At 67.6% G+C, this 14566-nt stretch carries 15 protein-coding genes; 6 read left to right on the forward strand and 9 right to left on the reverse strand.

The annotated features are described in order from the left end of the window. Positions 1–7: 7 nt before the first annotated feature. A complete protein-coding gene (locus ACIHA7_RS00385; RefSeq protein WP_397283995.1) occupies positions 8–802 on the reverse strand; it encodes a class I SAM-dependent methyltransferase in 795 nt (264 codons plus the stop codon). 18 nt (positions 803–820) lie between these two features. Continuing rightward, complete coding sequence (locus tag ACIHA7_RS00390) at positions 821–1399, reverse strand: helix-turn-helix domain-containing protein (RefSeq protein ID WP_397283997.1); 579 nt, start codon at positions 1397–1399, stop codon at positions 821–823. 101 nt (positions 1400–1500) lie between these two features. Between ACIHA7_RS00390 and ACIHA7_RS00395 the strand changes: the two genes are divergently transcribed. From ACIHA7_RS00395 to ACIHA7_RS00410, 4 genes are all read left to right on the forward strand, one after another. Further along, the gene (locus ACIHA7_RS00395; RefSeq protein ID WP_397283999.1) at positions 1501–2139 is read left to right on the forward strand and encodes a class I SAM-dependent methyltransferase; all 639 of its coding nucleotides are present in this window, start codon (positions 1501–1503) and stop codon (positions 2137–2139) included. A 43-nt stretch (positions 2140–2182) separates the two neighbouring features. Then, the gene (locus tag ACIHA7_RS00400; protein WP_397284001.1) at positions 2183–2674 is read left to right on the forward strand and encodes a DinB family protein; all 492 of its coding nucleotides are present in this window, start codon (positions 2183–2185) and stop codon (positions 2672–2674) included. Positions 2675–2698: 24 nt separating this feature from the next. Beyond that, positions 2699–3724, forward strand: a complete 1026-nt coding sequence (locus tag ACIHA7_RS00405; protein WP_397284003.1) for an alpha/beta fold hydrolase — start codon at positions 2699–2701, stop codon at positions 3722–3724. 179 nt (positions 3725–3903) lie between these two features. Next, on the forward strand, positions 3904–4872 hold the full coding sequence (locus tag ACIHA7_RS00410; protein WP_397284005.1) for a lipase family alpha/beta hydrolase: 969 nt from the start codon (positions 3904–3906) through the stop codon (positions 4870–4872). Between the two features lie 69 nt (positions 4873–4941). On the opposite strand, the gene ACIHA7_RS00415 is transcribed toward ACIHA7_RS00410, so the two are convergent. Further along, positions 4942–5913, reverse strand: coding sequence for a CAP domain-containing protein (locus ACIHA7_RS00415; protein ID WP_397284007.1), 972 nt, complete (start codon positions 5911–5913; stop codon positions 4942–4944). A 59-nt stretch (positions 5914–5972) separates the two neighbouring features. After that, positions 5973–6905 carry a hypothetical protein gene (locus tag ACIHA7_RS00420; protein WP_397284009.1) on the reverse strand — a complete coding sequence of 311 codons (933 nt, stop codon included), beginning with the start codon at positions 6903–6905 and terminating at the stop codon, positions 5973–5975. A gap of 852 nt (positions 6906–7757) precedes the next feature. Here ACIHA7_RS00420 and ACIHA7_RS00425 point away from each other — a divergent pair. Next, positions 7758–8738, forward strand: a complete 981-nt coding sequence (locus ACIHA7_RS00425; RefSeq protein WP_107658685.1) for a LysR family transcriptional regulator — start codon at positions 7758–7760, stop codon at positions 8736–8738. Between the two features lie 102 nt (positions 8739–8840). On the opposite strand, the gene ACIHA7_RS00430 is transcribed toward ACIHA7_RS00425, so the two are convergent. The 5 genes from ACIHA7_RS00430 to ACIHA7_RS00450 all read right to left on the reverse strand — a co-directional run bounded on the left by ACIHA7_RS00430 (position 8841) and on the right by ACIHA7_RS00450 (position 12816). Next, positions 8841–9557, reverse strand: coding sequence for a hypothetical protein (locus tag ACIHA7_RS00430; protein ID WP_397284012.1), 717 nt, complete (start codon positions 9555–9557; stop codon positions 8841–8843). Positions 9558–9743: 186 nt separating this feature from the next. Next, a complete protein-coding gene (locus ACIHA7_RS00435; protein ID WP_397284014.1) occupies positions 9744–11054 on the reverse strand; it encodes a lysine N(6)-hydroxylase/L-ornithine N(5)-oxygenase family protein in 1311 nt (436 codons plus the stop codon). Next, positions 11051–11299, reverse strand: a complete 249-nt coding sequence (locus ACIHA7_RS00440) for a phosphopantetheine-binding protein (RefSeq protein ID WP_397284016.1) — start codon at positions 11297–11299, stop codon at positions 11051–11053. The genes ACIHA7_RS00435 and ACIHA7_RS00440 overlap by 4 nt, the downstream gene beginning before the upstream one ends. Positions 11300–11327: 28 nt before the next feature. Beyond that, positions 11328–11975: an isochorismatase family protein gene (locus ACIHA7_RS00445; RefSeq protein WP_397284019.1), complete on the reverse strand. Its 648-nt coding sequence runs from the start codon at positions 11973–11975 to the stop codon at positions 11328–11330. 31 nt (positions 11976–12006) lie between these two features. Beyond that, positions 12007–12816: an SDR family oxidoreductase gene (locus tag ACIHA7_RS00450; RefSeq protein WP_397284021.1), complete on the reverse strand. Its 810-nt coding sequence runs from the start codon at positions 12814–12816 to the stop codon at positions 12007–12009. A gap of 68 nt (positions 12817–12884) precedes the next feature. Here ACIHA7_RS00450 and ACIHA7_RS00455 point away from each other — a divergent pair, with 68 nt between their 5' ends. Then, positions 12885–14528, forward strand: coding sequence for a (2,3-dihydroxybenzoyl)adenylate synthase (locus tag ACIHA7_RS00455; protein WP_397284023.1), 1644 nt, complete (start codon positions 12885–12887; stop codon positions 14526–14528). Positions 14529–14566 lie beyond the last annotated feature (38 nt).

A 14566-nucleotide genomic window follows, 5' to 3' on the forward strand; every position in this document is an offset into this window, starting at 1 on the left:
GTGCCGGTCAGGCGTCGGCGACGAGGTGGCGGGCGCGGGGTTCGTGGTGCCATGCACCGGACGGGGCACGGCGGAGGAATTCGTCGCGTAGTCCGGCGATGAAGTCGGCGCCGCGGGCGGTGGCCAGGGGGCGCAGGGGGCCGGAGCTGGTGTGGGTGTCGAAAAACGTTGCCGCGTCGGGGTGGGACATGGGGTAGGAGATGCGCTCGTCTCGTTCGATGCGGGTGCCCTGAGTCAACAGGGCGGGGGCCAGGCGTTGTTCCCAGGATCTGTCGCCTGCGGGTACCTCGGCGCGCAGGACTTCGGACAGTAGCGCGAACGGGCCTTCGGTTTCGGTTCCGCTCGGCCAGAAGACAACCGAGAGCCGGCCGCCGGGGCGTAAAGCCGCCGCCCAGGATTGGATTGCTTGGTCCGGCTCGGGCAGTTGCTGTAGCCCGAAGACCGACACCACCGCCGCGCACTGCTGTGCCCAACGCGAATCCAGCGTCGATGCGTCCCCTTCGACGACGCTCACCTGCGGGTACCGGGCGGCGCGTGCGCGGGCCCGGCGCACCATGCCCGGGGACAGATCGATGCCGACCAGCTCGCGGTCCGGGAACTGCGCGACCAGCGCGTCCAGCTCCGGGAACGTCCCACAGCACGGGACGAGAACCGGCCCCGGCGGCAGGGCGGCGCCGGTGACCGCTCGCACGGCGGCGCGCACCCATGGCGCGAAGCGTGGGACGTAGTACGCCTCATACCCGGTCACCGCCTCGTCCCAGCCTGTGGCAAGACGGGCGAGTTCTTCGGCACGGTCGGTCACGTTGTACCCCTTGCCTTTTCACTCGTGCCGGGGGCGGACGTGCACGCGCTCACCCTGCAAGCCGAACAGAATGAGCAGCTCCACCGCCTGTCCGTCGGCCGAACCGAGCCAGTGCGGCAGCGACGTGTCGAATTCCGCGGCCTCACCGGGCGGCAGCGTGATGTCCTGTTCGCCGACGATCAAGCGCAGTGTGCCATTGAGCACATACAGCCACTCGAAACCGCTGTGCGTTTTCAGCGTCACTTCGGCAGGCTGCTTCCTGGCCGGGATGAGCATTTTGTAGGCCTGGGTGCCTCCTGGCCTGCGGCTCAGCGGAATGAACGTCATGCCGTGCCGATGGATCGGGTGCAGGTGGATCCGCAGGTCGCCGGTGCGTGGCGCGCCGACCATGTCGTCGATCGGGACGTCGTAGGCGCGGGCCAGCGGCAGTAGCAACTCCAGGGTGGCCCGCCGCTGCCCGCTCTCCAAGCGGGACAGGGTGCTCTCCGAGATGGCGGTCTTCGCCGCGAGCTCGGCGAGGGTGATGCCGCGCTGTCTGCGCAGCGCGCGCAGCCGCGGCCCGACCGCATCCAGGACTTCGTCGATGTCATCGGCCATGCCCTCCATCTTGCCGAGACGGCAAGTTTGCGTGCAATCACGGGCGTCCCGGAGCCACAGTGAAAACGGTTCCTGTTGATCTTCGAAAGGGATGAGGCCGCATGGGCACGCACTCCACCGATACCGACGCCGCCCGCTTCTGGGACGAGCATTACCGCACGCCACGGCCCATCCGCACCGGTCGGGCCAACCCCGTGCTCACCGAGATCGCGGACGCACTCACCCCCGGCACCGTGCTCGACCTGGGCTGCGGGCCCGGCGACGACGCGCTGTGGCTCGCCGCGCGCGGCTGGCAGGTCACCGCGGTCGACATCGCGGACACCGCAGTGCGGCGCCTCACCGAAAAGGCCCGCGCACTGGACCTGGACAACATCGGCGCGCACTGCGTCGATCTGGCCGAGGACTTTCCCGCGGGCACCTTCGACCTGGTGTCCGCGCAGTACTTCCACACACCGTTCGCGCTGCGCCGGGCCCGCGTCCTGCGCACCGCGGCACACGCGCTGCGCCCCGGCGGCCGTCTCCTGGTCGTCGACCACGGCTCTACCGCACCGTGGTCCTGGAATCAGGATCCCGAGGCCCACTACCCCACGCCGACCGAGGTGTCCGCCGAGCTGGCGCTCGATCCCGCGCAATGGTTCGTCGAGCGCGCGGACTCACCGCGGCGACGTGCGACCGGTCCCGGTGGCCAGACCGCGACGGTCGTCGACCACGTCCTGGTCATCCGCCGCACCACCGCTTGACCCACTCCCCCAACGACTTTCACTCCGAACGGAGGAATCGACCATGCCAACACCACGACGCCGGCGCGACGCGGGCCCGCCGCAGACCGGCCCCGGGGAGAAAGAGGTGCTGCTCGGCTTCCTCGACTACCTGCGCGACGCGGTACTCGCCAAGACCGACGGCGTGCCGGAACCGCAGATTCGTACACCCGGTGTCGACTCCGGGACGAATCTGCTCGGGCTGATCAAGCACCTCACCCAGGTCGAGCGCTACTGGCTGCTCGAGCACCCGGTCACCGACTGGGCGGCCACCTTCCGCCCGACGCCCGACGAGAGCGCCGAGCAACTCCGCAGCGCCTACCGGCAGACCAACGCCGCGGCGAACGAAGCCGTCGCCCGCTGCACCGACCTGACCGCGGACGGTCCACGACCGGGTGGACGCCGCGCCGCACCGTGCTGGCGCTGGACGCTGACCCACCTGATCGAGGAGACAGGCAGGCACGCCGGGCACGCCGACATCCTTCGGGAACTCATCGACGGCGCCACCGGGCGCTGAAACCCTTGTAGCAGAGAGACACCCATGCATCATCGGAAACATCCTGCCCGCCTGATCGCTGCCGCCGCGGCCGCGCTCGTGCTGATCACCGGGTGCGGAGCCAGCACCGACCAGGCAACACCGGCCGACGCGGTGGCCGCACAACAACCATCCGATTTCGACGCCGCCACCCGCGACGACGCGGCGTTCAACCGCACCTTCCGGCACGAGTTCGCCGACGTCGACGGCGTGCGCATGCACTACGTCACCGGCGGCTCCGGCCCCGCCCTGGTGCTGCTGCACGGCTGGCCGCAGACCTGGTTCGAGTGGCGCGCCATCATGCCGGCCTTGGCCGAGCACTACACCGTATACGCGCTCGACCTGCCCGGCCTCGGTGACAGCACCGGGTCGCCGCCGTCCTACGACAAGGCGACCCTGGCCCGCTACGTGCACACCCTCGTCGCCGAGCAGCTCGGGCTGCGCGAGGCCAGGGTCGTCGGGCACGATCTGGGCGCGGCGGTGGCGTTCCAGTACGCGGTCCAATTCCCGCGGGACATCACCAAACTCGGCTATCTGGACCTGCCGCTACCGGGGCCCGCGGTCAGCGGTGCGCAGTATCGGAATATGAGCTGGCACATAGCGTTCCATGCGCAGCGGCAAGTACCGGAAGCCGTGGTCGGCGACGATGTGCGCGAGTACCTCAATCTGTTCTATCCGCAGGTCGCCCTCGGCGGCACCGCATTCGGCGGCTCGGGCGCCACGTCACCGTTCACCGACGCTGAAATCGATGAGTACGCCCGCACTTACCGACGCCCCGAGGTGCTGCACGGCGGGTTCGAGTTGTACCGCACCCTCGACCAGGATGTCGCCGCCAATATCGCGGCGTCTCCCGTCACCACACCCACGTTGGTGCTGACCGCCGCCGGACTGGTCGACTCCACCATGGCGACCGTCGCGCCACGGATCGCTACGGTGACCCGCGCGGTCGAGGTACCGCGGGCCGGGCATTGGCTGGCCGAGGAGAACCCGGAGTTCGTCACCGGCGAACTACTCGCCTTTCTCGGTTCCTGACGCCGGACGGTACCCATATCGCGCTCAAACCTGTTGTCGCGCTTAACCATCTGAAGCCACGGTGATGTTCGTCGACAAGCGGAGACAAACACAACAAGCTGTCCACCGAGGTGTTCTGTTGTCGTCACTTCGCGGTTAGCTGGTGGGTCTGGACTGATGCGCAGAAAGGGGCCCAGGTTATGCGCCGTAATCCCATTGTCCGGCTGACCATTGCCGCGATCGCCGCCGGGGTGGTGGCCGCGCCCGCCGCCGCAGGCGAGCCGAACGGTCCGGCCGGGTCGCGACCGCCGTATCCCGTCTCCTACCTGTTCAGCGACGCGGTGGACGCCGAGATGGACCACCCCGGTGCCGCACCGGCCGGCGCCAACGACTGGACCTGCAAACCCACTGCGCGGCATCCCAATCCGATCGTGCTGGTGCACGGCGGGCCGGAGACGGTGCGCTTGGATTGGGGTGCGCTCGCGCCGTTGCTGGCGAACAACGGCTACTGCGTGTACGCCCTGGCCTACGGCGCGATCCCGGGAATGCCCGGACCGCTAGGCGCACTCGGCGGGCTGTTGCCGATCGAGCAGAGCGCACAGCAGCTACGCGACTTCATCATCAAGGTGCGGGCGGCAACCGGCGCGCAGAGCGTCGATATCGTCGCGCATTCGGAAGGCAGTCTGGTCACCGACTACTACGCCAAGTTCCTCGGTGGCGCGAACAAGATCGACCGCTTCATCTCGATCGGGCCTGGCTGGAACGGCACCAGCTCGCTCGGGTTCGGCACCCTCTTCACCGCGCTGGCCGCCAGGCTACGGCTGACGCCCGCACTGACCGCCGTCGTGGACCCGGTCTGTGCCGCCTGCTTGCAGATTCAGACCGGCTCGGAGTTCCTGCGCAAGCTTGCCACCGCGGGCAGCACGGTGCCCGGTGTCACCTACACCAACATCGTCACCGAGCACGACGAGTTCGTGGTGCCGTACTCCAGCGGAATCGTGCAGGGGCCGAATATCGCCAACCACGTCGTCCAGGACTACTGCCCCGGCGACTTGACCGACCATCTCCTACTGCCCTACGACAAGGTGGTGGCTCAGCTGGTGTTGAACGCGCTGGACCCGGACGCCACCGCCCGCCCGACCTGCACCAGCACCCCGCCCAACAGCTGAGCGCGCACGGACAAAAAAGTGCCGCCGGACTCCTCGTCGAGTCCGGCGGCACCGCTGAGGGGTGGCGGGCTACCAGGCGCCCTTACCTACCAGCTTTCCGAAGATCTCGTCGAAGCCGTTGCTCCACGGATCCCACGCCGCATTGTTCGCGGGCTTGTCGAAGCCGTTGCTCCAGGGATCCCAGGACGACTCGCCGGCGTTGGCGTCGGCCCACGGGTCCCACGACGAATCGCCCCACGGGTTCCAGGACGCCTCGCCACTATCCGGCGTGGTCTCGGAACCGTCGCCCCACGGGTCCCAGGGCGAATTGTCGCCATTGTCCGAACCATTGTCGGATCCATCGCCCCACGGATCCCAGGACGAATCGTCGCCATTGTCCGAACCGTCACCCCAGGGATTCCACTGATCACAAGGCGGATTACCGTCGCCGTCGGAAGGCGTATCGGGCTTGTCCCCGCCGGGTGTATCCCCGCCGCCGGGCTTGTCGCCGCCCGGCTTGTCGCCGCCGGGCTTGTCCCCGCCCGGCTTACCCGGCTTGTCCCCACCCGCGGGCTTCTCGTCCGGCGATCCGTTGGACGTGCCGAAATTCTGCGTCCAGTAGGGCGTGCCGTTGCCACTCTTGGCATAGCCGACACCTATATCGCGCAGGCCGCAGTTGAGGATATTGGCCCGGTGCCCTGCGCTGTTCATCCACGCGTTGACCACCTCGCTCGCGCTGCGCTGACCGGCGGCGATGTTCTCCGCCCAGGTCTGCGCTCGATAGCCCGTTGCCCTGATCCGATCCCCCGGATCGCCTTTCGACGAGTTGTGATCCATGAAGCCACCCGCGGCCATATCCTCCGAATGGCCTTGCGCGGCTCGGGTAAGACGGCTTTCAACTTTCAGCGCGGGACAGCCCGCTTTGGCACGTTCATTGTTGGTGAGGCTGACCACCGCATCGGCGGGAGCCTGCGATTCGGGCGCCGCCTGCGCGGCGGGTGCCCCGGCAACGGCGCAGAACGCGAACGCCGAGAAGCCGACAGCGGTGGAAAAAGACAGCATTGTAGCGGGGGAGAAACGCACAATTTCCTTCGAGAGTTGTCGAACTTTTAGAACAAATATCAGCCGACCGGGCTCGGCTCCAGCGCGAGCGGTTTCCAGTCGGCGTCGGCGTCGGCCTCGTCGACGACGTCGGCGTAATCAGCGACGTCGGTGTCGTCGCCGTCCTCGGTGTAACCGGTGTCATCGCCGTCTTGCGCATAACCGGCACTGTCGACGCTCTCGGAGTAACCGGCGCTCTCCGCGTCGTCGGCGCCGGCGTCGTCGAAGTCACCAGTGGCGTCGGCGGAATCCTCGGCCGCGCCGGAGTGGATTCCGACGCTGGTCTCATCGGAGCCGTCGACAGTGTCGGAGTCGCTGGCCTCCTCGGCGTAATCGACGACATCGGAGTCACCGGCCTCCCCCGAGTCGTCGACAGCATCAGAGTCGTCGACCTCGGAGTCGGCATCCTCCGCGTAATCAGCGGCAGGCGCGGGCGCTGCGTGCCGCCCCTTCGGGCCCTGCGGGTTGTTACTGGTGATCAGCTGGATCAGGCCTTTCGCCAGCACCGGCCCGACCTCCTTGGCCAGCGCCTCCAGCACCGTGCGCAGCGGCGCGGGCAGTGCCGCACTGCCCGTGGCGAGCGAATCCACGAGGGTGGCCAGCGGCGAGGTGGTGCCGTCACCCTTCGGCGCCGGTCCCGGCTTCGCGGTGCCGCCCGGCTTGGGGGCGGGCCGCTCGCTGCGCGGCGCCGGTCGCTCGGCCCGGACGGGCGCGACGACGTCCGGCCGTGCCTGCTGCTGATAGGTCGCTGGCGCCACCGCCGGGGACATCACCTGCTTCGGCGGCGCGATCCATACGTCGTCACCCGAGCCCGCGGCGGCGTTCGTGCCCGCCGCGATGGCTTGCCCGGCGCCGCCCTGGGTGGAGACCGCCAGGCCGATCAGTGTCGCCGTCGAGAGCACCGCCAGTCGCGCGGGAACGACACTATTTCGCGGCGCGCTGTGCTTCCCCATCAGATGCCTTCCTTCGAAATGCTGGATCGCTGGCGAAGCCGACAGCCCACCGCTGGGTACGACCTGATCCGAACTGCCGGTCGGGAGCCGTTCGACCGCCGCTCTGCGGTCATGTACGCGGTAGTGCGGGCTGTCGGCTTCCATTTCGGAGCGTAGAACTCGCCGGGTGTGACCAACAAGCAGAACGGACATTCTTACATCGAATCAAGGTCCGATTAACAGTCGCATAGATACCCGATCACAGCCATATCACAGGAAGTGCTTCCGCAGATCACCACCGGATCACAGCACGGCTCCCAGCACCGCCGCTTCGGCGCCTACTCTCGAATCACCACGACGCCTCGACGGGGTCTCGATAACGGTAGCAAGCAGGCGTTGTTAGGCGAGCTAATATCCCTTCAGATTTCCCTTGAATCAGCACCTAACCAAGGCCATTCGTGGTCAAAATGGTTCCGTGACACGCATCCTGCGAGCCCGAAGGAAGGTCGTACGCCATCAGTTGCAGACGGAACGTTCGTCCGCAATCGACCCAGGTCGGAACGCAGCCGAGTCATGCAATTGAAGCAACAATGTGATCTGGGTTACACGGAGGTTTAGCTTGGCGTAACGTTTGACGTAGCAGTCGTCGCAGTAGATACTGCTTGCACACAAGTCGGCGCAACACCTCGATGGCAGCCATTCCGGCTTCGCCACAATTCGCGGATGAACGCACAGTTAACGAAAGAATGTGATGTGATTGCCGGTCCGTGTCGACCGGCGCGTGCCATGACTCGGTGACGGAATGCCACTTAATTTTCAGTGATGGACCGAAGGTGCTGCGGATGAGCCGACGGCTCGATACAAAGGTTGCCGATGTCTGATTACCCCTTGCTTACTTCCAATACGATCACGCTCCGACAGTTCGATTACTTTGTGAACGCAGTGCAGCTGGGTTCACTGTCCGCCGCCGCCCGGCGGTTCGGAATAACTCCCTCGGCGATGTCGCAACAGATCGACGCGCTGGAGACCTCGCTCGGCCGCAAGGTGTTCGACCCCAGGTCGCGCCGCTCGCGGCTCACCAAGTTCGGCAGAGAGTTCTTCGCCCAGGCCTCCGACGTCGTCGAGTCCGCCCGGCAGGCCATGGCCATGGGGCAGACCTTCGGCGACGGCGTGATGACCGTCGGCACGACGCCGACGATCGCCCAGAAGCTGCTGCCGCCGCTGATCTACCGGATGCGCCACGAACGCAATATCGACAGCATCGAGGTCAGGGCGTTCACCGACCTGCGCGAGCTGAACGCGACGCTCGAAGAGGGTGCGCTCGATCTGGCCGTTGGACCGCTGGAGCAGACCAGCTCGCGGGTCGTGCACTGCTTCGGCGAGGAAGAGCTCGTCGTCGTCTGCCATCCCAGTCAGCGCAGCAGCTTCGACGGCTCGTGGAAACAACTGGTCGAGGCGCCGTGGATCAGGTGCGGCGCGAACTCCGATCTCACCGACACCGTTTCGCGCGAGGCGGGCCGGGCGGGCGTGCATGTCCGGTTCGCCGTCCGCGCCCCCGATGTGACGACCGCGCTGAGCCTGGTGGAACACGGCGTCGGCGTCGCACTGGTGCCGAAGATGGCGCTGCACGGATCGGCCCGGCTGTTGTCCATCATTCGACTGTCCCGCCCGATTCGCCGGGAATTGACGGTGCACGCGCGCGACAAGTCGATGCATGTGGAGAAGTTCCTCGAGGTCATCAGCGACTCGGAACTCGTCCGCAAGTTCGGTGCGGCGGGGCTGCTGGAGATCCGGCGCCCGGAACCCGAAGTGTCGCATCGCACTCCGGTGCCGGTCGGCCCCCTGCCTTCGTAACGACCGGCCGCGGTCCCGTACCGATTCCGGCAACAGCACGGAACGAGTCAGGCCCCGCCGAAGCGGGGCCTGACCTATATCTGTGCAGCTGTCAGCCGAAGACTACTTGGCCGGAGCCGGCGGGTTGAACGGCTGGTTGATCGTGGTGAAGTACTGGATCGCCGCGCCGATCGCCACCGGAGCGGTGATGAAGATCTGGCCCGCGACGGTGCCGAGGGCGCCCATGGCGGCCGCACCGGCGAGGCAGCCCGCGGCGATGCCACCGAGGAACGGACCGAACAGGCCGACGATGGTGCCACCGATCACGGCACCGCCGACGATGCCGCCGAGGACACAGCCGACGGCCGCGCCGCCGATGCCGCCGACCAGGGTCGCGATGCTGGCACCGAGGCTGATGGTGGCGGTCATCCGGCTCCAGGCCGCCTGCTCACGGTCGTACTCGGTCTTCCAGGGCGCCTTGTCCTCGAAGGGCAGGGCGACCGGGGTGTAAACGGCCTTGCCCATGTCCAGCTGCGGGGTCAGCTTCGCGGTGCGGCCGGAGATGTCCGCGGCGATCGGGAAGGTGAAGTCGTCGAGCCGGAACTGCAGCGGGGTGCCCGCGACGACATTGCCGTTGGCGGCCTTGATCTTCAGCGCGCCGTCCTCGACCACGAGCGAGCCCGCGTCCAGGGAGACGATGGCCTGGGTGTCGGTGGTCTCGGCGGTGAAATTGATCGGCGCGTCGGCCTCCGCGGCCGGTGCCGCGTTGACCGTGCCTGCCGTGACGCCTAGCGCGGCGATCAGCAGCGACGCCGTCGCGGCAAAGTTCCTCATCAACATTCTTAAGTCCTTCTCAGGTGTGGTCGGGATGCGTAGAGCTTAGGTTAGGCAGACCTAATCCTGTCAACCGGTACGTTTTTCCCTGCGCACTTCAGCCTCGAGTGCACGGTCGCGCGCTACGAGACCGGGCGAATATCGGATTACCCGATGTGCCGGAGGCAGCGGGACGGCCGCGCGACTGTCCGGTTACCTTCCCGCCCGCTCAGCGGCACATTCGGCACGTGTGCCCGCAGCCGAGGACCGCGCGATGGACCGGACGATCTCGCCGGTCCGGACCGCGATATTGGACAGCAGCGAGGACGAAAGACCGTGGGTGTGTTCCGTGCCACCCTGCAGGTAGATATCGCCGGGCAGCGGCGCCGTCGGCACCAGACGGTAGTCCCGCGTCACCTGCGGACCGGCCTCCTCGAAGGCCACCGACCCGGTCAGCTCGCCGAGCAGACCGCGCACATCGCCGGGGCGGAACCCGGTGGCACACACCACCGCATCGCAGACCAGCGTCTCGGTGAGCCCGGTCGGCCCGTGCGTCACGTCGACCCGCACCGCGCCGTCGGAATCATCGATGCCGGTGACCGCCGAGGCGCCGTGCATGAACAGCCGCCGGGTGCCCGCCACCCGCTCGGCGTACTCGTGCGCGTACAGCTGCTCGATCAGCGCGGGCTCCACCGCGGAGTAGTTGGTGCCGCGGTGGTAGCTCATCAACTGCTTGCGCAGCTCCGGCGACGAGGAGTAGAAATCATCCACCGCCGCGGGATCGAAGATCCGGTTCGCATAGGGACTGTCGTCCGCGGGGCTGAGCCCGTACTTGCCGAAAACGGCGTGCACAGCCGAACTTTCGTAGGTCTGGTGCAGGTGCCCGACCACTTCGCCCGCGCTCTGTCCCGCGCCGATCACCACGAACCTGTTGTGCCGCAACGGCGGCAGCGCCGCGAGCCGAGGCAGCAGACCATGGCTGTGGAACACCCGCTCCGAGGCGGTGACACCGTCCGGCAGCCGCGCCGAAAGCCCCACCGCCACGACGATGTTCCTGGCCCGGAGCACGCCCTCGGCCTGCCCGCTGAGCCGGATCTCGAAGCAATCGCCGGTCGCCGCGACCGAGACGGCCTTGGTGCCGTAGGCCACCTGGACGTCCACCGTCCGTGCGGCCCAGCGCAAGTAGTCCTGGAACTCCAGCCGCGTCGGCCGGAAGGTCGACAGGTTGATGAAATCGGTGAGCCGGTCGTGCTCCTTCAGGTAATTCAAGAAGCTGTATCTGCTGCGCACATTGCGCTGGGTGACCAGGTCTTTGAGGAACGAGATCTGCATCGTCGCCCCCGGCAGCAGCATCCCGGGATGCCACTCGAAGCGGTCCTTCGCCTCGACGAACCTGGCCGTCAACCGTTGTGCGGGCGCGAGATTCTGATTGTGCTCTTCGATCGCGATGGCCAGCGCCAGGTTCGACGGCCCGAAACCGATCCCCGCGATGTCGACGATCTCGTCCACGGGTCGACCGGTCATGCCGGATCCGCGGGTACGAGAACATCCAGCCAGGCGCTGAGCACCGGCTCGGCGGCCAGGGTCGCGAAGTCCGCCTGCTCGGCGCCGGCGGAACGCCACTTCTCGACCAGGGACATCAACCGCACCGAATCCAGGCCAGCGTCGGTCAGATCCGCGTCTTCGGGCACCTCGTGTGGTGCCACACCCAACGCGGCCGCGACATCGGCGATCACGTCCTGGCGGCCGAAGGTAACCGGCTCGCTCATGTTTCTCCTCGAGATTTCCAGAGCCTGATCAGGCCGCATTCGATTGCCGCAGCGCGAATTCCAGCGCGTCGGTGGTGGTCACCGCGCCACAGCGGCGCGCGACGTAGTTCATGGCCATCACGTGCTCATCGCGCCCGAAGTCCGCGGTCGCGTCCAGCACCACGAACGGCTTGATGTCGTTCATGAACGCGTCCGCGGCGCTGAGCATGCAGCCCATGTGGGCGTACACACCGGTGATGACGAGCTGATCGCGGTTGTAGTGGTTGAGCAACTCGCGAAGGTCGGTCCGCTGGAAGGCGGAGTAGCGCCACTTGGTGACCTGAATATCGGCCGGGCCGGGGCTCAGCTCGCCGATGATCTCGGCGGACGGGCCGTTGCTCAGTCCGCTGCCCCAGAAGTCCGCGAGAATGCCGCGGCGCGAGGGGTGCTGGTCACCGGGCTGCATGGTGTAGATCACCGGAACGCCTGCCGCGTTGCACTGCTCGCGCAGCCGCGCGATATTCGTGGTGACGGTCGCGATCGGGTCGAGGTCGGGCTGGTAGGCGTCGATGAAGTAGCGCTGCATATCGTGGATCAGCAGCGCGGACCTCGACGGATCCAGCGTCCACGGCACCTGATTCGCCTCGACGTCCTCGCGCGCCGGAATCGAATACGGCGCTATCGGCGGGATGGCCAACGGTCTTCTCCTGTTCGAAATGATGGGACGCTCAGGCGTCGAAGGTGGCGCCGCCGTCGACACGCAGGTCGTGCATGGTGATGTGCCTGGCACCGGGCGATGTCAGGAAGTAGATGCTTTCGGCGACGTCCTCAGGCTGGGCCACCCGACGCAGCGGGATGCCGAGGCGGAAGTTCGCCGGGTCGCCGGCCAGGACGTGATCGCGTGCAGCGGCGGACAATTCGGCCGCGTCCTCGGTCCACATGCCGCGCAGCATGGGCGTGTCGGTGGAGCCCGGTGACACCACGTTCACCCGAACGCCCGCGGCGGCCACCTCCAGGCCGAGCGCCATGGCGAAGGCCGTCGCCGCCGCCTTGGACGCACCGTAGGCGGCCATGCCGACCCGGGGGGTCGTCGCAGCGTTCGAGGTGACGACCACGATCGAGCCGCCGCCGTGCGCGGCGAGCACCGCGGCGGCCCGCCGGGTGACGTTCATCGTCCCGGTGGCGTTCACCGCAAGGCACCGATCCCATTGCGCGCCGGTGAGTTCCGACACCGCACCGGTTTCCAGCACGCCCGCCGCGTGTACCACGGCGTCGATCGGGCCGATACGATCGATGACGGCAGCGAACGCGCGGTCCACGGAGTCGGCATCGGTCACATCGACCTGTTCGGCGTGGGTGATGCTCTCGGTCCGGGTCGCACCGATCTCGTCGGCGGTGCCGTGCACCGCCGCATCGTGATCCCACAGCACCACGGGCGCCGCCGACCTGGCCGCGAAGATTTCCGCCGCCGCTCGGCCGATACCACCGGCGGCGCCGGTGATTATCACACCGCCACCGGCTTTACTCTCCCTAGACATATGCTTAGCCTAACCTTAATTATTCAGATAAGTAAACCATCGCCGTTTCGGCTAGAAGGAGTTCGATAGTGCCGTCCCAATCCGACCTAACCCCTTGGCCCGCAGCAGAAGTCGAGGCCTATCGGGCGCTGGGGTACTGGACCGGCGAAACCTTCGGCGACCTGCTGAGATCGCGCGCAGGCACGACACCGGACGCGATTGCCGTGGTAGACGAGCGAAATCGCTGGACATACGCCGAACTCGAGACACGCGCCACATCGCTGGCCTCGGGATTCCTCGAACTCGGAATTCAGCCAGGTGATCGAGTCCTGGTCCAGCTGCCCAACATCGCCGAATTCGTCGAGGTGATCTTCGGCCTCTTCTACGCGGGTGCGCTGCCGGTCTTCTGCCTGCCCGCGCACCGGCAGTCCGAGCTGGTTCCGATCGCGCAGGCCAGCGGCGCGGTGGCGATGGTCACCTGTCACCACCACCAGAAGTTCGACCACGCAGGCCTCGCCGCGACCCTGCGCGACCAGGCCCCGGACCTGCGGCACGTGATCGTCGTCCCGGACCGGGACGGCACCGCGCTGCCCGACGGCACGCGCGCCTTGGACGACCTGCGAGCCGCCCCGCGCGAGCTGCCCGCGGTGGCCGCCGACGGGATCGCGTTCCTGCAACTGTCCGGCGGGAGCACCGGTACCCCGAAGCTCATCCCGCGCACCCACGACGACTACCTCTACAGCGTGCGCCGCAGCGCCGAGCTCTGCCGACTCGACAGCACCAGCGTCTACCTCGCGGCGCTGCCGGTGGCCCACAACTTCCCGATGAGCTCGCCGGGCATCCTCGGCGCGCTGTACGCGGGCGGCACGGTGGCGCTGGCCGTCGACCCCTCCCCCACCGCGGCGTTCGGCGCGATCGAACGGTTCGGCGTCACCATCACCGGACTGGTCCCGCCGCTGGCCCGGCTCTGGGTCGAACGCGCGGAAGCCGGTACCACGCACGATATTTCGAGCCTGCGGGTGCTGCTGGTCGGCGGCGCCCGCTGCCCGGACGAGCTGGCCCGCCGCATCGGCCCCGCCCTCGGCGTCACGCTGCAGCAGGTGTTCGGCATGGCCGAGGGCCTGGTCTGCTACACCCGGCTCGACGATCCGGAGGAAGTGGTGCTCTCGACCCAGGGCCGCCCGATGTCCGAGCACGATCGGGTGGCGGTGGTCGACGAGGCGGGCGACCCCGTCCCGCCCGGCACCGATGGCCTGCTGATCACCAAGGGCCCGTACACGATTCGCGGTTACTACCGTAATCCCGAGGCCAACGCGTCGTCGTTCACCGAGGACGGCTGGTACCGCACCGGCGACGTCGTCAACCTGCGCGCCGACGGCAACCTGGTGGTCAAGGGCAGGCTCGGCGACCGCGTCAACCGCGGCGGCGAGAAGATCTCGGCCGAGGAGATCGAGGCGCACCTGTTGGATCACCCGTTGATCCGCGACGCCATCGTCGTCTCGGTGCCCGACGAGCGACTCGGCGAGCGTAGCTGTGTGTTCGTGCTGGCCGCCGACCCGGCGACACCGCCCGCGCTGGGCCAGATCCGGCAGTTCGTGCGCGAACGCGGCGTGGCCACCTGGAAGATTCCCGATCTGCTGCAGGTGGTGGACAGCTTCCCGGAGACCGGTGTAGGCAAGATCAGCCGCCGCTCGCTGCGCGCCGCGCTCGCCGCGCAAGCCGCCGCAACCTGACCCTGACCGATGGCGACAGAAGCCACTGTCGCCATGCC

It is taken from the genome of Nocardia sp. NPDC052316, assembly GCF_044547795.1.
Classification (GTDB): domain Bacteria; phylum Actinomycetota; class Actinomycetes; order Mycobacteriales; family Mycobacteriaceae; genus Nocardia.

What these genes read in the sequence shown, in the direction of transcription:
- ACIHA7_RS00390 (WP_397283997.1), bottom strand. Translation starts at nt 1,399, where the DNA reads ATGGCCGATGACATCGACGAAGTCCTGGATGCGGTCGGGCCGCGGCTG.
- ACIHA7_RS00395 (WP_397283999.1), top strand. Translation starts at nt 1,501, where the DNA reads ATGGGCACGCACTCCACCGATACCGACGCCGCCCGCTTCTGGGACGAG.
- ACIHA7_RS00400 (WP_397284001.1), top strand. Translation starts at nt 2,183, where the DNA reads ATGCCAACACCACGACGCCGGCGCGACGCGGGCCCGCCGCAGACCGGC.
- ACIHA7_RS00405 (WP_397284003.1), top strand. Translation starts at nt 2,699, where the DNA reads ATGCATCATCGGAAACATCCTGCCCGCCTGATCGCTGCCGCCGCGGCC.
- ACIHA7_RS00410 (WP_397284005.1), top strand. Translation starts at nt 3,904, where the DNA reads ATGCGCCGTAATCCCATTGTCCGGCTGACCATTGCCGCGATCGCCGCC.
- ACIHA7_RS00415 (WP_397284007.1), bottom strand. Translation starts at nt 5,913, where the DNA reads ATGCTGTCTTTTTCCACCGCTGTCGGCTTCTCGGCGTTCGCGTTCTGC.
- ACIHA7_RS00420 (WP_397284009.1), bottom strand. Translation starts at nt 6,905, where the DNA reads ATGGGGAAGCACAGCGCGCCGCGAAATAGTGTCGTTCCCGCGCGACTG.
- ACIHA7_RS00425 (WP_107658685.1), top strand. Translation starts at nt 7,758, where the DNA reads ATGTCTGATTACCCCTTGCTTACTTCCAATACGATCACGCTCCGACAG.
- ACIHA7_RS00430 (WP_397284012.1), bottom strand. Translation starts at nt 9,557, where the DNA reads ATGTTGATGAGGAACTTTGCCGCGACGGCGTCGCTGCTGATCGCCGCG.
- ACIHA7_RS00435 (WP_397284014.1), bottom strand. Translation starts at nt 11,054, where the DNA reads ATGACCGGTCGACCCGTGGACGAGATCGTCGACATCGCGGGGATCGGT.
- ACIHA7_RS00440 (WP_397284016.1), bottom strand. Translation starts at nt 11,299, where the DNA reads ATGAGCGAGCCGGTTACCTTCGGCCGCCAGGACGTGATCGCCGATGTC.
- ACIHA7_RS00450 (WP_397284021.1), bottom strand. Translation starts at nt 12,816, where the DNA reads ATGTCTAGGGAGAGTAAAGCCGGTGGCGGTGTGATAATCACCGGCGCC.